This is a genomic window from Kribbella pittospori (genome assembly GCF_004331465.1).
Classification (GTDB): Bacteria; Actinomycetota; Actinomycetes; order Propionibacteriales; family Kribbellaceae; genus Kribbella; species Kribbella pittospori.
Genome location: NZ_SJKB01000004.1, coordinates 131,502 through 150,915 on the forward strand (window position 1 = coordinate 131,502; position 19,414 = coordinate 150,915).

Genomic DNA, 19,414 nt, shown 5'->3' on the forward strand with positions numbered 1-19,414 from the left:
CTCAGTAGGCGAACGACAACGGTTTGGCGGCGTCGTCCGGTGCGTCGTCCGGCGAGGGCGCAGGCCCGTCCGTCCCGGCCAGCCCACCCCGGATGGTGCGCAACATCAGCTTGGCCTCCACCACAGCGAGTACGCCGTACAGGACGGTGAAGCCGACCAGCGACGTGATCACCTCCCCGCTGGTGGTGCCCGGCGACACACCCGATGCCGTGGGCAACAATCCGAACACCAGCCAGGGTTGTCGCCCGGTCTCGGTGAAGATCCAGCCGAAGGTGTTCGCCAGCAGAGGCAGCAACGGCAGCGGAGCCGCCACCCAGATCAGCCACCGAGCAGGCGCCCTACCCCGCCGCGTAACCCACAGCAGCCACACCGCGAGCACGGCCGACGCCATCCCGACCCCGATCATCAACCGGAACGTCCAATAGGTCAGCGGGATGTTCGGCTTGTACGACCCCGGCCCGTACAACTGCTCGTACGCAGCCTGCAGCGAGTTGATCCCCTTCACCTCGCCGTTGAAGTTCCCAGTGGCCAGGAACGACAGCAGATGGGGCAGCTTGACCGAGAAGATCTCCCGCGACCCGTCCAGCGTCCCCACGGTGAAGACCGAGAACGACGCCGGCTTCTCTGTCTCGTACAGCGCCTCGGCCGCGGCCATCTTCATCGGCTGTACTTCGGTCATCACCTTGCCCTGCTGGTCACCGCTGATCGCAACCCCAGCACCGGCCGCGATCACGATCACAGCCCCGATCTTGAGCGCCGTACGGAACACATCGTGGTCCACCAATGGCCGCCGGATCAGATGCCAGAGCGCCACCCCGGCCACGAACGCACCGCCGACCATGAACGCGGCGAAGATCGTGTGCGGGTAGGTGACCAGGACGACCTTGTTCGTCAGCACCGCCCAGACATCGGTCAGCTCCGCGCGGCCACGGGAAGCGTTGTAGCGGAAGCCGACCGGGTTCTGCATCCACGAGTTGGCCGCCAGGATGAAGTACGCCGACAACTGCGTGCCCAGCACGACCATCCAGATGCACCCGAGGTGGACCAGCCGCGGCAACCGCTCCCAGCCGAAGATCCACAGCCCGATGAACGTCGACTCCAGGAAGAACGCGAGGATCCCCTCCAGCGCCAGCGGTGCGCCGAACACGTCGCCGACGAAGCGGGAGTAGTCGCTCCAGTTCATCCCGAACTGGAACTCCTGGACCAGGCCGGTGACCACGCCCATCGCGATGTTGATCAGGAACAGCTTCCCGTAGAACTTGGTCAGCCGCAGGTACTTCTCCTTGCCGGTCCGGTACCACGCCGTCTGCAGCCCGGCGGTGATCGCGACCAGCGAGATCGTCACCGGGACGAAGAAGAAGTGGTACACGGTGGTGATGGCGAACTGCCATCGAGCCAGATCCAGGGTGTCCACGTGCCGGCCTCCCCAACCATCTACGACGTTACGTAGTAGATGCTAGCGCGGATCTACTACAACGTGTAGTTATACTGGTCACGTGGCGAGTGAGGAGAAGGCACCGCGCCCCCTGGGTGACCTGGAGCGGCTGGTCATGGAGCGTTTGTGGGCGGCGCCGGGGGCGCTGACCGTGCGCGAGGTGCATGAGCAACTGGCGGACACCCGTGAGCTCGCCTACACGACCGTGATGACCGTGCTCGACCGGCTCGCCAAGAAGAAGCTGACCGAGCGGGAGCGCGACGGCAAAGCCTGGCGCTACCGGGCCGCCTCGCCACGTGAGGAGCTCGCGGCCGACCTGATGCGGGATGCCCTCGACCGTGCCGGCGATCGCCGTGAAGCGTTGGTCCGCTTCGTCGGACAGGTCAGCGACGAGGAAGCCGCACTGCTCCGCGAAGCCCTCGGCCGGCTGGAAGGCCAGGCGGATGAGCGGGCGGAGAGCGCGGAGCGGGCGGGGTGATCACTCCCGTCCTGCTCGCCGCACTCGCCCTGGTGCTGACGGGGCCGGCACCGGCGCTGCTGGCACGCTCCAGCTGGCCCTACCGGATTCCGCGCGCCGCCGTCGCACTCTGGCAAGCGATCTCGCTCGCCGCCGTACTGGCCGCGCTGGGCGCCGGCATCGCGCTCTCCTACTCCACAGCGGGCGAGCCGGGCCGGCCACGCTTCGACCCGTCGTCCGGCCGAGACCTGCTGGCGGCACTCATCCTCGCCATGACCGCACTGGTTCTGGTGCGGCTCCTCTGGGCAGCCAGCCGAGTCGCAGTGGGCACCAGGGCCCGTCGCAAGCGGCACCGTGACCTGGTCGACGTACTGGCCACACCGGACGGCCTGATCCCGGGACTGCGTGTGCTTGCCGAGGAGACACCGCTGGCCTACTGCCTCCCAGCTCTCCGCGGCGCTCGCGTGGTGGTGTCGGTCGGAGCTCTGGACCGGCTCGAAGACAACGAGCTGCGAGCTGTGCTCGCCCACGAGCAAGCACACCTCCGCGCCCGGCACGACCTTGTCCTCGAGGCGTTCACAGCACTGCACATGGCGTTCCCGCGCTGGGTCCGCAGCGACGTGGCACTGGAGCAGGCACGCACGCTGGTCGAGCTGCTGGCGGACGACGACGCCCGCCGCCGCAACGGCCCACGCCCACTCGCGCGTGCGCTGGTAGCACTCGCAGGCGCGCCAGCGCCCGAAGCAGGACTGGCCGCGGCCAAGTCGTCGACCGTACTGCGGGTCCAGCGCCTGGCCGACCCCGAGCCGAGCAACACCTGGCTCGCCGCCGGCACCTACGCCGTGGCGGCCGCCCTCCTGATCCTTCCGACGATCACCGTCGCCGCCCCACTCGTCAAAGCGATCGTCAGCGCGGTGAGTTAGCCGGTTGGTAGCGGAGCAGGACGCCGCCCTTCGCCCACGGCCTCGCCTCGATCAGGTCGAGGTCGACCGGCTGCCCCCCGACCGGGAACGCGCTCTTGCCCGCGCCCAGCAGGATCGGGCAGATCCGCAACTGCACCTCGTCGACCAGACCGGCGTGCAGCAGCGAGTGGAACAGCGTGATGCTGCCCCACAGGATCAGGTCCATGCCGTCCTGCTCGGCCTTGATCGCCCGCACCGCGTCGAGGTCGCGGACCACCAGGCCGGGCTCGTACGGCCCCCACGGCGCGCTCTCGAGCGTCGTCGACACGACCACCAGGTGCAAAGCGTTGAGCTTCTCCGCGATCATCTCACCGGCCGAGGCGGCCGTCGGCCAGAACGCGGCGAACAACCGGTACGTCTCCGCACCGAGCACCATCGTGTCGACGTTGTCGAGCAAGGCGAGATTGTCGGTGTCCGACTGCCCGGCGATCGTGTCGAAGAACTCCAGCCCACCGTCCGGTCCGGCGGCGTACCCGTCGAGGGTGACGTACTCCTGAAAGATCAGTCGCCTCATCCAGCGAGGCTACCCGAAATATTTCCCCTCACCCCGGGCCACGGCCAGCAGCACGAGCCCCGACAGAACCAGCAGAACGACCATGGTGACGACGAATGTCAGCACTTCTCTCCCCGTATCCCCAACCCAACAATCACACTGACGACGTCAGTGCCGCAAAAGTTCCCCGAACGCCTTGGCGACTTCGTCGACCTGCCACTCCAGCGTGTGCGGAGCAACCACCAACTCGATCCACGACCATCCCGGTACGTCGGCAGGCTGCCACCGGCCGCAGATCGCCTCGCGCGTCGTCTCCATCCGTTTCACCGCGGCGGCCTCGATCGTATCGGCTGCCTGCGGTGCATAGACCCGGAACGAGTTGGTGTGCGGCGGCTCCGGGAACACCCGGAAACCCTCGCTCTGCAAGGCCATCGAGAGCTCGACCGCCCGCTGGTACAGGTCATCCATGAGCGGCAGGACGGTCCGCAGTCCCTCCCGCGCGGACACGGCGTACGGGAACAGCGTGTAGAGGTTGCCGCCCAGCCGACGCTGCCAGCGCCGTACCTCGGCGATCACGTCCTCCGGTCCGGCCAGCGCCGCACCGCTCAAGCCACCGAGCACCTTGTAGAACGACACGTACACCGTCGACGCGAGCGCAGCGATCTCCGCGAGGCTATGACCCAGGTACGGCGTGCTCTCCCACAAGCGAGCGCCATCCAGATGCAGCGGTACGCCGCGCTCCCGGCAGGACTCGGCGAACACGACCAGCTCGTCCCACGTCGGCAGGACGAAGCCGCCATCGCGCAGCGGCAGCTCCACCGTCACGGCGGCCAGCTTCCCCGGGATCGCGGCCAGCTCGTCCGGCCGGGGCTGCCGCGGCTCCGAGGTCATCCGCTCGATCCGGAGCCGGTGCACCTCTTCCAAGGCGTTCAGCTCATGCACGAGCAGGTGGGACAGCCCATGCACCGCGACTCGATCGGTCCCGGCGCGGTCGGCGTACACCCGCAGGACGCTCTGCTGCGCCATGATCCCGGTCGGCATGAAGACCGCCGCCGGCTTCCCCAGGAGGTCGGCGACCTCCTGCTCGAGCGCGGCGACGTCACCATCGTTGCCGTAGACGTCGGCCGAGTCCTCGCACGCGACCTCTGTGAGCTGCTGCAACCTGTCCTGCACAGGCACCCGTGGGTGTGACAGCCAGCGGTCACAGTTCTCGGCCGCGGCCTTCCGGCGGGCCCTGAGGTCGTCAGAGGAGGAGGGGGTAGTAGCCACGCCCCTATCCTCTCGTGCCCCGCAACCCGTTTGGGCTCAGATCTTGGCAGTGACCACGTGCTCGCCCTGGAGCGTCCTGATCTCCACGGACTGCACTTGATTCAACGGCACCAGCACACCGCCGCCGAACTTGCTGCCCTCCTGCGCGGCCTTCGCCGACACCACCCAACTGCCTGCGATCCAGGTCTTGCCAGACTTGTCGGTGACGACCATCTGGCACTCGGCACCGGCCTTCAGGCCGTTGATCTGCACCATGACCCAGCTCCACCCGGCCCGTGGCTCCACCGTCGTCGCCATCGTCGTGCCAGTCGCGATATCCGAGGCGTTGACGTGCTTGGACCCGGCGACAGGAGCGTCCTCGGCCGTCTGGTCAACGGACTGCCGTCCGAGGGCCACACCACCAGCGAGCGCACCGGCCACCACCACAACCGCAGCGGCCGCCAGCAACCACACGCGGGACTTCTTCCTGGCAGGCGGGGCGTGTACCGGCGCCGGCTCGACGGCCGTCTGCCGCACCTCCCGCAGCGTGCGCTGCAGCAGGAGCTCGCCACCATCGGGCGGACCGTCCAGGAACGCCTCCGGCGGCACCTCGCCCAGGAAGTACTTCATCTCCTCCAACTCGGCTACCTCGGTGCGGCACTCGGCACAGGTGGCCAGGTGCTCGTCGACCTCGCGGACCTCGTCGGGCTCGAGCGCGCCCAGGGCGTAGGCACCCAACTGCGAGCGATCGTGCTCAGTCATCGGGCCACCTCCGCTTCTGTTCCGGCCATCACCGCGCGCAGAGCTCGGAGGGCGTAATACGATCTCGATTTCACGGTACCGGGCGGGACACCGAGTTCCTTTGCGGCCTCGGCCACCGACCGGCCCCGGTAGTACAACTGCACCAGCACCTCGCGATGTTCCGGCGACACCCGGTCGAGTGCGTCCATCACCACCATGGTGTTCACCACGGCCTCGGAGTGGTCACCCTCGACCGGCGGCCGGATCTCCACGTCGGCGACCTCGGCCGGTCGCGCCGCTCGGGCCCTGGCCCGGTCGGTGACGATGTTGCGTGCCACCGTCAGCAACCATCCGCGCACGGAACCCTTGCCCGCGGTCAGATCGCCGGCATGTTTCCACGCCCGCACCAGAGTCTCCTGTACGACGTCCTCCGCGGCCGCACGGTCACCGGTCAGCCGGGTCGCATAAGCCAGCAGGCTGCGGCCGTGTTCGGCGTACAGCGATCGGATCAGCGTCTCGGCAGCCTCCGGCCCCGGGTAGTCACCCACCGTCCGTACGATAGGGGATTCACCGGCCATCGCAATGGCTGGGCTCAACCGCGGCCGGAACTCAGTAACCTGAGTTGCCATTACTGGACGGCTGAGTCGTGATCTTCTTACCGTCCGCGCCGACGACCCACCAGACTCCACCGACCGCCTGACCTTTGGCGTCGCCCGCCTTGGTGTCACTGGCGAACAGGTAGATCGGCAGCCCACCGACCGCCAGCTGCTTGCTGCCGTCGGACCGGGTCACCGTGCTGACCAGTGAGGCGTCGATGCCGTCCAGCTGCGGCGTACCGTCACCGGCGGCCACGACCGGCCACTTGGCCAGGCAGTCGCCCTCACAGTTGGACTTGCCGGACACGTCCTTGTCGAACACGTACACCGTTCGCCCGTTGCCGTCGACAATCACCTTGCCGAGGCTGCCCACGTCGGCCGTGGCGAGCTTGGCGCCGGCCGCGGCCGGTGCGCTCGAGCTGCTGCTGGATGTTCCACCGCTTGCGGAGTCGCCGTCGTCACCGCAGGCGGTCAAGCCGGCGAGGCCGAGCGCGAGCACACCGATCACAATCCCCATACGCTTCATCAGGTCCTCCTCGGGGTCACCGTTGAACACCTGCCATACGTCCGGACTCCGTGACCGGTTCAAACCGGAGAGATATCGTTTCGGACATGGTTTCAGGCATGGATGAGATCCCCGCCGCGGTCGAGCGTGCACTCACCGCGATCGACGAGCAGGACAACGACGCGTTCGTGGCGGCCTTCGCCGACGACGGCTACGTCGACGACTGGGGCCGCCAGTTCCGCGGACACGATCGGATCCGTTCCTGGAGCGACAACGAACTGATCGGCAAGCGGGCCACCTTCACCGGCACCCAGGTGTCCACCCCGGGCAATCCGCTGACGATCGTCACCCAGGTCGGCGGCGACGGCTTCAACGGCCCGTCCCACTTCACCTTCGACGTCCAGGGCGACCAGCTCGCGTCGATGACCATCACCGCCTGACCCTCTCGCTTAGTTGCCGGAGGCAACTCCCCGTCGCCGGACGCGGCCGATCAAACGCTCGATCGCACCCGTCGGCACCTACAGTCCGGTCATGAGAATGTCAGCGCGCCGGTACTTGCGGCTGCCGAAGGTCGAGAACCCTCCGGAGTTGTCCGTGGCGGAGGCTGCGTTGCTCGTGTTCGCCGAGGTCGGCCCGGCAGCGACCGGTGGCACGGTGCTCGAGCTGGCGCAGCTGGGTGCCGTGCGAGTCGAGGAGGGCAGCACCGAACACTCGCCGCAGACAGTTGGCCTGGTCGATCCCGGGGCCACCGCGGGCGAGCACCATCGGGTCCTGCTCCGAGGGATGTTCCCGTTGCTCAAGCCGGGCGACAGCCGGATGATGCGCCGCGGGCGGAAGGACAATCTGCGGATGCTCGGCGCGCACCAGAAGTTCCGGACCGCCGTCGAGGAGCGGGTCGCTGAGCGCGGCTGGTTCCACCGGCCACCGACGGCTGGTCGTGCGGGGGCGATGCTCCGCCGGACCAGGCTGGCGGGTTGGGGCAGTCTGACGCCCGCCGGTCACGACATGGTGGCCGACGTACTCGGCTTTCGGCGGTACTTCGCCACCCTCGAGGCAGGCGACGTACGACGGGCCGACCTGATCCGGTTCCTCCCCTGGGCGCTCGCCCTCGGACTGCACCACCGCTGGGAGCAACTGTCGGCCGGCCTGGACACGGACGACGACGAGCCGGTGAGCTGGTGGAGCGCCACAGGCATGTTCCGCCTCGGCCCGTTCCGCCGCGGCCTCGCCGCCTTCGCTGACGCCGCCACGCTACGAGCCGCCGAGGACACGAAGTACTCCTACGGCCTCTACGACTACGACGCCGGCGACGACTTCGCCTTCGACTCCGGCCCGTCCGCCGGCGGCGACTCCGACGGTTTCAGCGACGCCCCCAGCGACAACAACTGGTAACCCGACCGACCTCTAGACCGCTTCGGGTTCGCGGATGCGTTGGGAGATGACGGATGAGACGCCGTCGCCGCGCATGGTGACGCCGTACAGCGCGTCGGCGACCTCCATGGTCCGCTTCTGGTGGGTGATGACGAGGAGCTGGCTGTTCTCGCGCAGCTCTTCGTAGAGCTCCAGCAGGCGGCCGAGGTTCGTGTCGTCCAGCGCTGCCTCGACCTCGTCGAGGATGTAGAACGGCGACGGCCGGGCCTTGAACAGCGCGACCAGGAAGGCGACCGCGACCAGCGAGCGCTCACCACCGGACAGCAGCGACAGCCGCTTCACCTTCTTCCCCGGCGGACGCGCCTCGACGTCGATCCCGGTGGCCAGCATGTCGTCCGGATCGGTCAGCACCAGCCGGCCCTCACCGCCGGGGAACAACCGGGCGAAGACGTGCTCGAAGGCGACCTCGACATCGCGGTAGGCCTGGGTGAAGACCTGCTCGACCCGCTCGTCGACCTCCTTGACGATGTCCATCAGGTCCCGGCGGGACTTCTTCAGGTCGTCCAGCTGCTCGGACAGGAACCGGTGCCGCTCCTCCATCGCGTCGAACTCCTCCAGCGCCAGCGGGTTGATCCGCCCCAACTGGTTGAGCGCGCGCTCGGCCTGCTTGAGCCGCTTCTCGACCTTCGTCCGGTCGAACGGCTCGCCCTCGAGCTCGAGGGTGTTGTCGTCGCCGTCCTTCGGCAGCGGCGGCACCAGCTGGTCCGGCCCATACTCCGCGACCAGCGCCTCGACCTCGACACCCAGCTCGCCGAGCGACTTCTCGTACAGCTGCTCCAGCCGCATCTTCTGCTCGGCCCGGGCCAGCGCGTCGCGGTGCACGGTGTTGGTCAGCTGCTCCAAGTCGGAGCTCAGGCCACGCGTCGCGGACCGGGACTGGGCCAGCGCCTGCTCACGGTCCGCCCGCTGCGCCTGGATCGCCGCCCGCTCGGACGCCGCCAGCTGCAACGAGGTCTCCAGCCGGGCCAGCACGTGACCAGCAGCCAGGTGCACCGCCTGTGCAGCCTCCGCCTGCCGAGCTCGGCGTGCAGCCCGAGCGATCGCCCGCGCCCGCGCCTCGCGCTCCTGCCGCGCCGCGCGCTCCAGGGAGTCCGCTCGGCCCGACAGCGCCCTGGCCCGCTCCTCGGTGGTGCGCAGCGCCAGCCGCGCCTCCATCTCGGCCGCCCGACCGCCCTTGGCCGCCTCGGCGAGCCGGTCGCGCTCGGAGGTGTCCGGCTCGTCGCCGTCGTCGTCGAACTGCTCGGCGTCGGTGAGGCGCTCCTCCAGCTCGGCCAGACCGGACAGGTTCTTGTCGCGCTCCTCCTCGGCCGCAGCGATCGCCTCGGCCATCCGCTGCGCCTCGCCGCGGGACGCCTTCGCCAGCGACCCGAAGTGCGCCAACTGCTCGGCCACGGCCGCCATCGCGGCGTCCGACTCGTGCAGCCGAGCCAGCGTGATCTCGACAGACTCCTTCTGCCGTGACCGCTCGTCCTCGAGTGCCGCCAGCTCGAACCGCAGCCGCTCGCTCCGCGCCGTGGCCTCGGTCAGCTTCTCCGTCGCCTCGTCGACCGCGGACTGCACCTCGATCAGGCTGGGCGCCGCGTCCGAACCGCCGTACGCGAAGTGCGCTCCGAGTACGTCGCCACCGCGCGTGGTGCACGTGACGTCGGGCAGGTTCCGCACCAGCACCCGGGCGGCCGCCACGTCCTCCACCACGACGACCTTGCGCAGCAACCGCCGCAACGCGGGCCGCAGGGTCTCGGGGCAGTCCACGACATCAACGGCGTACGACGCTCCGTACGGTAGCGACGGCCACGTGGCGTAGTCATCCGACGGTGCATCGCCCAGCAGCAGGCCGGCCCGACCCAGATCGTGCTGCTTGAGGTGGCCGACGGCGTGCAGGGCAGCGTCGGTGTGGGTGACCGCGACGGCGTCGGCAGCCTCGCCGAGGGCCGCTGCGATCGCAGTCTCGTACCCGCTCCGCACGCTCAGCAGGGCAGCCACAGAGCCCATCAGGCCGTTCACCTGCTCGGAGGCGGCCAGCAGGGCGCCGGCGCCGTCCTTGCGGTTCAGGCCCAACTCCAGCGCTTCCTTGCGAGCCGACAGGCCGGTGCGCTCACGCTCGGCGTCGCGCTCCTCGGCCCGGACCTTCGCCAGGCGCTCGTCCATCTCGTCGAGGACGGCCTGAGCCGCCTCGTACTGGTCGTCGAGACCCTTCTCACCGGCGTCCAGCCCGGCGACCTGGGTCTCAAGCGCTGTGAAGTCGTGCTGCGCCTTGGCAGCGCGCGCCTCGGCCTCCCGCATGTTGCTGGCGAGACGACCGATCTCGGACTCGGCGGCGGAGGCGCGGCTCTTCAGCGCGTTGACCTGACCGGTCAGCCGGGCCAGGCCCTCGCGGCGGTCGGCAGCGGCCCGGATCAGCGCCGAGATCCGGCGCTCCTCCTCGGCCTCCTGCGACTCGAGCTGCTGTCGGCGTTCGACCGCTTCAGCGAGCAGCTCCGAGTGGGCTTCGACCTCGGCCTCGATTTGCGCCTCGGTCTCGCGGACCCGCGCGGCCTCCAGCTCCAGCTCGTCCGGGTCCCTGCCGGCGCGCGGCTCCTCGGCCTCGTCGTTCAGCGAACGAATCCGGTCCGCCGCGATCCGTGCCGTGCCCTTGATCTTCTCGCCGAAGCCGGACAGCTGGTACCAGGTGTCCTGGGCCGCCTGCAGGGCGGGCGCGTCCTCGCGCAGCGCGTCCTCGAGCTCGGCCTCCAGCTCACGGGCCTCGCGCAGCTTGGCCTCGGTCTCGGTCCGCCGCTGGGTCAGCGCGGCCTCGTCCCGCAGCTCGGCCTCGAGCGCGGACTGGGCCTGGACGATGTCGTCGGCGAGCAGCCTGGCCCGGCCGTCCCGGACCTCCGCCTGGATCGTCACCGCCCGGCGCGCCACCTCCGCCTGGCGCCCGAGCGGCTTGAGCTGGCGGCGGATCTCGGTGATCAGGTCACCGAGGCGGTGCAGGTTGCCCTCGGTGGCCTCCAGCTTCCGGATCGCCTTTTCCTTGCGCTTGCGGTGCTTCAGGACACCGGCCGCCTCCTCGACGAACCCGCGCCGGCCTTCCGGGGTGGCGCGCAGGATCGAGTCGAGCTGGCCCTGGCCGACGATGACGTGCATCTCGCGGCCGATACCGGAGTCGCTGAGCAGTTCCTGAACGTCGAGCAGCCGGCAGTTCTGGCCGTTGATCTGGTAGTCCGACCCGCCGTTGCGGAACATCGTCCGGGAGATCGTCACCTCGGCGTACTCGATCGGCAACGCGCCGTCGGTGTTGTCGATGGTGAGCACCACTTCGGCGCGGCCCAGCGGGGCGCGGCCGGAGGTGCCGGCGAAGATGACGTCTTCCATCTTGCCGCCACGCAGCGACTTGGCGCCCTGCTCGCCCATCACCCAGGCGAGAGCGTCGACCACATTGGACTTGCCGGAACCGTTCGGGCCGACGATGCAGGTGATGCCCGGTTCGAAGTTCATCGTCGTGGCCGACGCGAACGACTTGAAGCCTCGGAGCGTCATGCTCTTCAGGTACAAAGCGATGCTCTCCAACCCGTGAAAGGACAGACGATACCGAAGGAACCGTCATAACTGCACGTAACGCTGCCGCTACCCGGGGGAAGTAGTTCCGCTTCGCAGTCTACAAACAGCTGCCGACGTTCCTGCGGAGGCCAGCCGATCAGAATGGCGGGCAAGGGATCTGGGAGCACAACATTCGATGAACAGACAACCGGCGGGGGCCCGGACGGGGGCCACCGCCGTGGGTAGTGCGGACGGTAGAGATGGAACTCTCGTTGTCGCGGCTCGGGTCCTCAGACCGAAGCGGGGGCGCGCAGAGCCTCGTCGACGGTAAGCAGCCGGCCCTCGTGGACCTGTGCGACGAGGTGGTCGTTCTCTGCCTGCAGACGCATCACGTGCGCCTCCAGATCGGCGACACGCCGGTTGAGCAGACGAACCTGCTCAAGCATGCGCGGGTCAGTGCCTCCAAGGTGCCCTAGAAGAGCCTTGGCCATTGTGCTGTCCTCCGGAAGGGTTCTGGCCGGGTGCGCTCCTGGGGTCAACGACGTGGAGCGCTGAAAATGTGTGCCGTCTTTCAGGGTGACACCGGCGGGGCCGACGGTCAACCTGGGCCACGTTTATTAACGATACCTCGCTCACCAGCGGACATGGCGAGGGATCGGCTGACATTTCGGGCACCGATACGACGAACGGTTCATGAACGGCTCCCGACGGATCGGCCGCCCGTCGCGCGGACACGGCGAACCCTCTTGTCCGTAGACGTTCAGGCCACGCTCGAAGTACCCCGATTCCCCGTTCACGTTGACATACAGGGCATCGAAGCTGGTCCCGCCGACATCCAGCGCCTCGGCCATCACCTCATGGGCGTGACGTAGGATCTCCCTTGTTTGTAAGGGTTTCAGCGTTTCCGTCGCCCGGGCGTAGTGCATTCTTGACCGCCACAACGCTTCATCTGCGTAGATATTGCCCACTCCGCTGATGACGGTCTGGTCCAGCAAGGCCCGTTTGAGCCCGGTCTTGCGGCGCCGCACCGCGGCCACGAAGGCGTCCGGATCGAACAGAGGATCGAACGGGTCGCGGGCGATGTGCGCGATGTCCGGCGGCAGTTCCGCACCACCCTCGGAATAGGACAGACCACCGAACATCCGCTGGTCCACAAACCGGACCTCTCCGCCGTCGTCGGCGAACCGGAACCGGACCCGCAGATGGGGCTCGTCGGGCGCGCCGACCGGCTGGACCCGGAACTGCCCGCTCATCCCGAGATGGGTCAGTACGGCGTCCCCGGACTCCAGCGGCAGCCACAGGTACTTCCCGCGCCGAGCCGGCTCGGTGAACACCTGCCCCTTCAGCCGCGCGACGAAATCGTCCGGCCCGGCGGCATGACGCCGTACCGGGCGGGGATGCAGGACCTCGACCGCGTCGATGGTCCGGCCGGTGGTGAACTCCGCCAGACCCCGGCGTACGACCTCTACCTCAGGAAGCTCAGGCACCTAGGGCTGCTGGGATGGATCTGTGCTGTCGGGGTGGGCGGCCCGGAGCGCCTTCCAGGCGGTCTCCGCGGCCTGCTGCTCGGCTTCCTTCTTGCTCCGGCCGATGCCGTGACCGTACGTGTCCGAACCGATCCGGACCCGCGCCTCGAACGTCTTGGCGTGGTCCGGGCCGGACTCGGCGATCACGTACTCCGGCACGCCGACGCCCAGCTGCGCGACCAGTTCCTGCAGCGAGGTCTTCCAGTCCAGGCCGGCGCCGAGCCGGGCCGAGGACTCCATCAGGTCGTCGAACAGCCTGTGCACGACCCGGCCGGCGGTCTCGAAGCCACGGTCCAGGTAAACCGCACCGATCAGCGCTTCGACACAGTCGGCCAGGATCGACGACTTGTCCCGGCCTCCGGTCGCTTCCTCGCCGCGGCCGAGCCGCAGGTACTTGCCCAGCTTGAGGTCGCGGGCGACACCCGCGAGCGCGCGCATGTTCACCACCGCGGCGCGCAGCTTGGCCAGCCTGCCCTCGGACAGGTCCGGGTGATTGCGGAACAGCGACTCCGTGACGATGACGCCGAGCACGGAGTCCCCGAGGAACTCCAGCCGCTCGTTCGTCGGCAGCCCACCGTTCTCGTACGCGAACGAGCGGTGGGTGAAGGCGTGCTCCAGTAGTTCGTCAGCCAGCGATACGCCGAGCCGCTGGTTCAGCTCGGCGTAGAGCCCCGTCTCGTTGACCGAATTCACTGGGTGAGGTGTCGCTTAGCTCTCGACGACCTGGCGGCGCTCGCCCTTGGCGCCGTACTGGCCGCAGGTGGGGCAAACGGTGTGCTGCAGGTGCTTCGCGCGGCAGGCGGGGTTCACGCAGGTGACCAGCGACGGGGCAGTGGTCTTCCACTGGGCCCGGCGGTTGCGGGTGTTGCTGCGCGACATCTTCCGCTTCGGAACGGCCACGGTTATGACTCCTCGGTTCGGCCGGGGGTTTGTGGACCCGGCCGGCTGGCTGACGTGTATTCGGTCTTCAGTTGTCTTGCTGGTCGTTCTGGAGCAGTCCGCCGAGGGCCGCCCAGCGTGGGTCGGTCCCGTCCTCGTGCTTGTGGCCGGGCTCGTCCGCCAGGCGTACCCCGCACTCGGGGCACAGACCCGGACAGTCGTCCGTACACAAGGGCTGGAACGGCAGCGCGAGCACCACCTGGTCCCTCAGCACCGGCTCGAGGTCGATCAGATCGCCCTCCATCCGGCTGGCCTCGTCGGGTTCGGCTTCGCTTTCCGGGTAGACGTACAGCTCCTGGACGTCAGCGAGGAACTCGTCCTCGATATCGACCAGGCACCGCGCGCACTCCCCGACCAGTCGGCCACGGGCCGTCCCGGTGACGAGGACCCCTTCGACGACCGATTCCAGCCGTAGATCGAACTGGATCGGATCGCCCTCGGGGACGCCGATCACGTCGATTCCGAGATCCGCCGGAGCCGGTGCCGTGAAGGTGACCTCGCGCTGGGACCCGGCGCGGCGCGTCAGCTCGTGCGTGTCGATCACGAGTGGGGACCGCGGGTCCAAGACGCTCAGGACGTTCCTCTCAGGCGTGGGCAAGGCAAAATCTCGGTCTCGTCGAGACCGGTTGTCTAGATTACCAACTCCGCGGCCAGTCGCCCAATTCGGGGTACATCTAGAGTTTTTCCAGTAACCGGGAGTGAACAGCCGGTGTGACGAAGGAGCTCACGTCGCCGCCGAGGCGGGCGATCTCCTTGACCCAGCTGGAGGAGATGAAAGCGTTCTCCGCCCGGGTCGGCAGGAACACCGTGTCGACCCCGGTCATCGCGCGGTTGAGCTGGGCCATCTGCAACTCGTAGTCGTAGTCGGCCGCCGACCGCAGGCCCTTCACGATCACGCCGGCGCCCTCGGCCCGGCAGTAGTCGACCAGCAGCCCCTCGAAGGTCCCGATCCGCACGTTGCCGAACGGCGCGGCGAGCTCGGTCAGCATCTCCACCCGCTCGTCGGGGCTGAACAGCCGGTGCTTGGACTGGTTCACCCCGGCCGCGACGATCACCTCGTCGAAGGCGGCGGCCGCCCGGGTGACGATGTCCAGATGCCCGACCGTCGGCGGGTCGAAGGTGCCGGGGAAGACCGCCCTACTCATGGCGGTGACCGTACCAAAGCCGGGCCTCGCCGTACTTGCGGTCCCGCAGCGCGGCGAACCCCTCCGGCCACTCCCACGGCTCCCGCTTGCCCCGCTCGACCACGACGACCGCGTCGTCGGCCAGCCAGCCGTTCGCGGCCAGGCCGGTCAGCACGTCCTGCAACTCCTCCGTCTCCAGCTTGTACGGCGGATCCGCGAACACCAGATCGAAGACCGCGGGGCTCTCCCCCGCCGTGACCTTCTCCACCGGGCGTGTCAGCACGGTCGCGCCCGGCAAGCCCACGACCTTGATGTTGGCCGCGATCACCTCGGCCGCCCTCCGATCCGACTCCACCAGGACCGCGCGCGCCGCTCCCCGGGACAGCGCCTCGAGTCCGATCGCGCCGGATCCGGCGTACAGGTCGAGCACCGCGAGCCCGTGCAGGCTGCCGAACTCGGACTCCAGCGACGAGAACAGCGCCTCCCGAACCCGATCCGCGGTCGGCCGCGTCCCGCTCCCCGGCGGTACGGCGATCCGCCGACCACCCGCCGCTCCCCCGACGATCCGGCTCACGTCTTCTCCAGATACTCGGTCGTCTCCGACTCCAGCGCGCTCCGCACGAACGACCGGAGCGCCGGGTACTCGGCCAGCTCGGCGTCGACCGAGACGATCGTCTTCGCCACGTGCCGGGCGGCGAAGATGATGTCCTCGTCCCGCAGCACGCTCAGCAGCTTCAGACTGCTCCGCCGACCCGACTGTGCGACTCCCAGCACATCACCCTCACGGCGGGTCTCGAGGTCGATCCGCGACAGCTCGAACCCGTCCGTCGTCGATGCGACCGCGTCCAAGCGCCCGTACGACTTCGAGCCCGCCCACAGGTCCGTCACCAGCAGGCACAGCCCCGGCACCCGGCCCCGGCCGACCCGGCCACGTAGCTGGTGCAGCTGCGAGATGCCGAACCGGTCGGCGTCCATGATCACCATCGTCGACGCGTTCGGTACGTCGACGCCGACCTCGATCACCGTGGTCGCGATCAGTACGTCGACCTCACCGGCCGCGAACCGCGACATCACCGCGTCCTTCTCTTCGGCCGGCAGCCGGCCGTGCAGAATCTCCACCCGCAGGTCGTGCAGGATCTCGGCCAGCGCCTCGGCCACCTGCATGACCGAGATCGGCGGCCGGGCCTGCTGCTTCTTCCCGCCGGCCTTCTCCTCCTCGCCCGCGACGAACTCGCCTTCCTCGTCGGCCGCGTTCTTCACGTCGTCACCGATCCGCGGGCACACGACGTACGCCTGATGGCCCTTGCCGACCTCCTCGCGGACGCGCGCCCAGGCGCGCTGCAGCCAGTCCGGCTTCTCCTTCGCCGGGACCACGGACGACTGGATCGGCGAGCGTCCGGCCGGGAGCTCGGTCAGCGTCGAGACGGACAGGTCGCCGAACACCGTCATCGCCACGGTCCGCGGGATCGGCGTCGCCGTCATGACCAGCACGTGCGGAGTGTTCTCGCCGGACTTCTGACTCAGTGCCGCCCGTTGCTCGACCCCGAACCGGTGCTGCTCGTCGACCACCACGAGCCCGAGATCCGCGAACTGCACCTTGTCCTCGAGCAGCGCGTGCGTCCCGACCACGATCCCGGCGGCGCCGCTGGCCGCGTCGAGCATCGCCGTACGTCGGGCTGCCGCGCCCAGGGAGCCGGTCAGCAACCCGACCCGGGTGGCCCGCTCCGCGCCGCCGAGCATGCCCTCCTCGGCCAGATCGCCGAGCATCTTGGTCAGCGTCTTGTGGTGCTGGGTGGCGAGCACCTCGGTCGGGGCCAGCAGCACGGCCTGACCGCCAGAGTCGACCACCGACAGCATCGCCCGCAGCGCGACCACGGTCTTGCCGGAACCCACCTCGCCCTGCAGCAGACGGTGCATCGGGTGCGGCCGGGCCAGGTCGGCGAAGATCTCCTCGCCCACCTCCGCCTGACCGGCGGTGAGCTCGAACGGCAGCCGCTGGTCGAACTCGTCCAGCATCCCGCCCTCGGTCCGCGGCCGCGGGATCGCGTTCAGCGCGTCGGTGACGGCCCGGCGCTGGGCCAGGATCGTTTGCATCACCAGGGCTTCCTCGAACCGGAACCGGTGCTGCGCGTCGCGGATGTCCTTCTCGGTGTCCGGCAGATGCACCTTCTGCAAGGCCTCGCGCAGACTGAGCAGCTTCTCGTTGCGCAGGATCAGCTCCGGGATCGGGTCGTCGAGACCCTCGTCCAGGCTGTCCAGGACGATCTTCACGCTCCGCTCGATCGTTGCGGTCGGCAACTTCGCGGTGGCCGGGTAGAGCGGCCGGAACGGCCTCGCCCGGCGTTCGATCTCGGCCTCGGACAGGTCCTCGTCGTCGAGGATCTCAGTGCCCGGGCTCTTCAGCTGCATGATGTCGCGGAACATCGTCACCTCGCCCCAGAACAGGGCGGCCGTCCCCGGCGTCAGCTTGGTCGCGAGCCAGGGCTGGTTGAAGAACGCCAGCTCCAGGTCGCGCCGGCCGTCGGTGACGACGACCTTGGTCAGGGTCTTGCGCCGGGCCCACTTCTGTACGTCGGTGAGCGGGATCTCGGCCTTGGTGTCCAGCGACCGCACGGTGACCTTCTTGACCCGGCCGTTCACGGTCGCCTGGTCGCCCACCTCGAGCTCGTCGAAGGGGGTCAGCTCCCCCTTCTTCAGGTACCGGCGCGGGTAGTGCCGCAGCAGGTCGCCGACGGTCTCGATGGCGAGCACGTCAGCGAAGATCTTCGCCGTCCTGGCACCGAGGAAGTCGCGGACCTTCCTGTCCATGTCAGTCTTCATTCCACCCCGATCAGCAGCGGGTACCTGTCCTGCCCTCCGTCGTACACCACGACGTCGACATCTTTGCGGTTCCGCCGCACGTGCCGCTCCACAGCCGCCGCCAGAGCGGGGTCCGCGTCCCGGCCGGTGACGATGGTGAGCAGCTCGCCACCACCGCCGAGCAGCCGGTCGACCACGCCGAACGCCGCCTCCTCCAGATCCTCCGTGATCAGCGCGAAATCGCCGTCGACCACGCCCAGCGCGTCGCCGACCCGGCACATGCCGGCCATCGTCCACGCGTCCTTCACCGCGATCGTGACGGCGCCGTGGCGGGTCTGCCCGGCCGCCGCCGAGAGGTGTACGACGTCGTCGTCGAAGCTGCGCTCGGGGTCGTGCACGGCGATCGCCGCCAGCCCCTGGACCTGGGCCCGGGTCGGAATCACGGCCACTCGGATCCCGTCCTGGCGGGCCGCGGTCGCGGCGGCCTCGGCGACCGCGAGCGAGTCGCTGTCGTTGGGCAGCAGCACGATCTCGGGCGCCTTCGACTTCTCCATCGCCCGCAGCAGTTCCCCGGTCGAGCACCGCCGCCCTGGGCCGCCAACGATGACCTGTGCTCCGGCTTCTTGGAACAGGTCTGCGAGCCCTTCACCGGCGACGACGGCGATCACCGCGCGGCCCGGGGGCGGCTCGTGGTGGGTCTGGTCGGCGAAGTGCGTGACCCGGATCCGGTGCGGCCGGCCGATGTCGATGCCGTGCTCGATCGCGGCGCCCACGTCGTCGGTGTGGACGTGCACATTCCACAGCCCGTCGCCACCGACCACGACGACCGAGTCGCCGAGACCGGCCAGAACCTGGCGGAAGTCGGCGACCTTGTCGTCCGGCGCGTCCAGCAGGTACATCACCTCGTACGCCGGTCCGTCCTGACTCTCGCCGTTCTCGCCCTGAGGCTCGACCCGCGCCGGTACGTCGACGCGCACGATCTGCCCGGTGAGCACCGACTCCATCGCGCCCAGGATCACGACCAGGCCCGCTCCCCCGGCATCCACGACACCTGCGCGCCGCAGTACGTCGAGCTGCTCGGTCGTCTTGGTGAGCGCCTGCCGGGCGGATGCGACGGCGGCCAGGCACACGTCCGCCAGGCTCTTCCCGTCGTTCGCAGCCGTGGTCGCGCCGGTCGCCGCTGCCCGGGCGACGGTCAGCATGGTCCCTTCGACGGGTTGCGCCACTGCGCCGTACGCGGCATCGGCGGCGTACTTCAGTGCGTCCGCGAACGCGGCCGGCTCGCTCATCCGGGGGTCGGCGAGCACGGCCTGGACATCGGTGGCCTGGTCACGCGGGAGGTTCTCGGCGAGGCGGAGGCCGCAGGCGCGGATCAGCTGGGAAGTGATGACGCCGGAGTTGCCGCGAGCGCCGAGCAACGCGCCGCGGCCGAACGCCTGGATGGCTTCGGCGAAGGTCAGCTCGCCCGCGGGCAGCGCGTCGCAGGCGGCCTCCCAGGTCAGGTAGAGGTTCGTACCCGTGTCGCCGTCAGGCACCGGGTACACGTTCAGCTCGTCGATCTCGGTCCGCGCACGGCCCAACTCGACCAACGCCGTCCGAGCCCAGGCCCGCAACACCTCGACCGTCAATTCCTCCACGC

General features: G+C 69.1%; 20 protein-coding genes. 4 read left to right on the forward strand and 16 right to left on the reverse strand.

The genetic code is table 11. The features are described 5' to 3' along the window. Position 1: 1 nt before the first annotated feature. The gene (locus E0H73_RS14220) at positions 2-1,414 is read right to left on the reverse strand and encodes a cytochrome ubiquinol oxidase subunit I (protein ID WP_131355139.1); all 1,413 of its coding nucleotides are present in this window, start codon (positions 1,412-1,414) and stop codon (positions 2-4) included. Between the two features lie 82 nt (positions 1,415-1,496). Between E0H73_RS14220 and E0H73_RS14225 the strand changes: the two genes are divergently transcribed. Together E0H73_RS14225 and E0H73_RS14230 are read left to right on the forward strand one after the other, a co-directional pair. Next, on the forward strand, positions 1,497-1,913 hold the full coding sequence (locus E0H73_RS14225; RefSeq protein WP_131355142.1) for a BlaI/MecI/CopY family transcriptional regulator: 417 nt from the start codon (positions 1,497-1,499) through the stop codon (positions 1,911-1,913). Next, positions 1,910-2,815 carry a M56 family metallopeptidase gene (locus E0H73_RS14230; protein ID WP_131355145.1) on the forward strand — a complete coding sequence of 302 codons (906 nt, stop codon included), beginning with the start codon at positions 1,910-1,912 and terminating at the stop codon, positions 2,813-2,815. The genes E0H73_RS14225 and E0H73_RS14230 overlap by 4 nt, the downstream gene beginning before the upstream one ends. Here E0H73_RS14230 and E0H73_RS14235 read toward each other — a convergent pair. From E0H73_RS14235 to E0H73_RS14255, 5 genes are all read right to left on the reverse strand, one after another. Further along, entirely contained in the window at positions 2,799-3,368 is a 570-nt protein-coding gene (locus E0H73_RS14235; RefSeq protein ID WP_131355148.1) for a dihydrofolate reductase family protein, read from the reverse strand. The two genes, E0H73_RS14230 and E0H73_RS14235, sit on opposite strands and share 17 nt — an antisense overlap. 147 nt (positions 3,369-3,515) lie before the next feature. Then, positions 3,516-4,616, reverse strand: a complete 1,101-nt coding sequence (locus tag E0H73_RS14240; RefSeq protein ID WP_131355151.1) for a threonine aldolase family protein — start codon at positions 4,614-4,616, stop codon at positions 3,516-3,518. 36 nt (positions 4,617-4,652) lie between these two features. Then, positions 4,653-5,357, reverse strand: a complete 705-nt coding sequence (locus E0H73_RS14245) for an anti-sigma factor family protein (protein WP_131355154.1) — start codon at positions 5,355-5,357, stop codon at positions 4,653-4,655. After that, positions 5,354-5,884 (reverse strand): sigma-70 family RNA polymerase sigma factor, encoded by a 531-nt coding sequence (locus E0H73_RS14250; protein ID WP_202867387.1) that lies wholly within the window; start codon positions 5,882-5,884, stop codon positions 5,354-5,356. Before E0H73_RS14250 ends, E0H73_RS14245 begins: the two co-directional genes overlap by 4 nt. 61 nt (positions 5,885-5,945) lie before the next feature. Continuing rightward, a complete protein-coding gene (locus tag E0H73_RS14255; RefSeq protein ID WP_131355157.1) occupies positions 5,946-6,458 on the reverse strand; it encodes a COG4315 family predicted lipoprotein in 513 nt (170 codons plus the stop codon). Between the two features lie 98 nt (positions 6,459-6,556). On the opposite strand from E0H73_RS14255, the gene E0H73_RS14260 reads away from it, so the two are divergent. Together E0H73_RS14260 and E0H73_RS14265 are read left to right on the forward strand one after the other, a co-directional pair. Then, complete coding sequence (locus E0H73_RS14260) at positions 6,557-6,877, forward strand: nuclear transport factor 2 family protein (protein WP_131355160.1); 321 nt, start codon at positions 6,557-6,559, stop codon at positions 6,875-6,877. A 91-nt stretch (positions 6,878-6,968) separates the two neighbouring features. Then, complete coding sequence (locus E0H73_RS14265) at positions 6,969-7,829, forward strand: DUF2207 domain-containing protein (RefSeq protein ID WP_131355162.1); 861 nt, start codon at positions 6,969-6,971, stop codon at positions 7,827-7,829. 12 nt (positions 7,830-7,841) lie between these two features. Here E0H73_RS14265 and smc read toward each other — a convergent pair whose 3' ends face one another. The 10 genes from smc to E0H73_RS14315 form a co-directional block, all read right to left on the reverse strand. Further along, the gene (gene smc / locus E0H73_RS14270) at positions 7,842-11,387 is read right to left on the reverse strand and encodes a chromosome segregation protein SMC (RefSeq protein ID WP_131355164.1); all 3,546 of its coding nucleotides are present in this window, start codon (positions 11,385-11,387) and stop codon (positions 7,842-7,844) included. 290 nt (positions 11,388-11,677) lie between these two features. Then, complete coding sequence (locus tag E0H73_RS14275; RefSeq protein WP_233712037.1) at positions 11,678-11,833, reverse strand: hypothetical protein; 156 nt, start codon at positions 11,831-11,833, stop codon at positions 11,678-11,680. Positions 11,834-12,019: 186 nt separating this feature from the next. After that, the gene (gene mutM, locus E0H73_RS14280; RefSeq protein ID WP_131355169.1) at positions 12,020-12,874 is read right to left on the reverse strand and encodes a bifunctional DNA-formamidopyrimidine glycosylase/DNA-(apurinic or apyrimidinic site) lyase; all 855 of its coding nucleotides are present in this window, start codon (positions 12,872-12,874) and stop codon (positions 12,020-12,022) included. Continuing rightward, on the reverse strand, positions 12,875-13,606 hold the full coding sequence (gene rnc, locus E0H73_RS14285; protein WP_131355172.1) for a ribonuclease III: 732 nt from the start codon (positions 13,604-13,606) through the stop codon (positions 12,875-12,877). Between the two features lie 15 nt (positions 13,607-13,621). Beyond that, positions 13,622-13,813 carry a 50S ribosomal protein L32 gene (rpmF, locus tag E0H73_RS14290; RefSeq protein WP_131355175.1) on the reverse strand — a complete coding sequence of 64 codons (192 nt, stop codon included), beginning with the start codon at positions 13,811-13,813 and terminating at the stop codon, positions 13,622-13,624. Positions 13,814-13,880: 67 nt separating this feature from the next. After that, positions 13,881-14,396: a YceD family protein gene (locus E0H73_RS14295; RefSeq protein ID WP_238163995.1), complete on the reverse strand. Its 516-nt coding sequence runs from the start codon at positions 14,394-14,396 to the stop codon at positions 13,881-13,883. A gap of 130 nt (positions 14,397-14,526) precedes the next feature. Then, positions 14,527-14,997, reverse strand: a complete 471-nt coding sequence (coaD, locus tag E0H73_RS14300) for a pantetheine-phosphate adenylyltransferase (RefSeq protein ID WP_131355181.1) — start codon at positions 14,995-14,997, stop codon at positions 14,527-14,529. Continuing rightward, positions 14,990-15,550, reverse strand: coding sequence for a 16S rRNA (guanine(966)-N(2))-methyltransferase RsmD (gene rsmD, locus E0H73_RS14305; protein ID WP_131355184.1), 561 nt, complete (start codon positions 15,548-15,550; stop codon positions 14,990-14,992). The genes coaD and rsmD overlap by 8 nt, the downstream gene beginning before the upstream one ends. Beyond that, entirely contained in the window at positions 15,547-17,796 is a 2,250-nt protein-coding gene (gene recG / locus E0H73_RS14310) for an ATP-dependent DNA helicase RecG (RefSeq protein ID WP_131355187.1), read from the reverse strand. Before recG ends, rsmD begins: the two co-directional genes overlap by 4 nt. Next, positions 17,793-19,412 (reverse strand): DAK2 domain-containing protein, encoded by a 1,620-nt coding sequence (locus tag E0H73_RS14315; RefSeq protein WP_238163997.1) that lies wholly within the window; start codon positions 19,410-19,412, stop codon positions 17,793-17,795. The genes recG and E0H73_RS14315 overlap by 4 nt, the downstream gene beginning before the upstream one ends. Positions 19,413-19,414 lie beyond the last annotated feature (2 nt).

Excerpts from the sequence above, each read along its gene's own strand:
- coaD (WP_131355181.1), bottom strand. The coding sequence starts at position 14,997 with ATGAGTAGGGCGGTCTTCCCCGGCACCTTCGACCCGCCGACGGTCGGG.
- recG (WP_131355187.1), bottom strand. The coding sequence starts at position 17,796 with ATGAAGACTGACATGGACAGGAAGGTCCGCGACTTCCTCGGTGCCAGG.
- E0H73_RS14265 (WP_131355162.1), top strand. The coding sequence starts at position 6,969 with ATGAGAATGTCAGCGCGCCGGTACTTGCGGCTGCCGAAGGTCGAGAAC.
- smc (WP_131355164.1), bottom strand. The coding sequence starts at position 11,387 with ATGACGCTCCGAGGCTTCAAGTCGTTCGCGTCGGCCACGACGATGAAC.
- E0H73_RS14260 (WP_131355160.1), top strand. The coding sequence starts at position 6,557 with ATGGATGAGATCCCCGCCGCGGTCGAGCGTGCACTCACCGCGATCGAC.
- E0H73_RS14235 (WP_131355148.1), bottom strand. The coding sequence starts at position 3,368 with ATGAGGCGACTGATCTTTCAGGAGTACGTCACCCTCGACGGGTACGCC.
- E0H73_RS14245 (WP_131355154.1), bottom strand. The coding sequence starts at position 5,357 with ATGACTGAGCACGATCGCTCGCAGTTGGGTGCCTACGCCCTGGGCGCG.
- E0H73_RS14255 (WP_131355157.1), bottom strand. The coding sequence starts at position 6,458 with ATGAAGCGTATGGGGATTGTGATCGGTGTGCTCGCGCTCGGCCTCGCC.
- E0H73_RS14275 (WP_233712037.1), bottom strand. The coding sequence starts at position 11,833 with ATGCTTGAGCAGGTTCGTCTGCTCAACCGGCGTGTCGCCGATCTGGAG.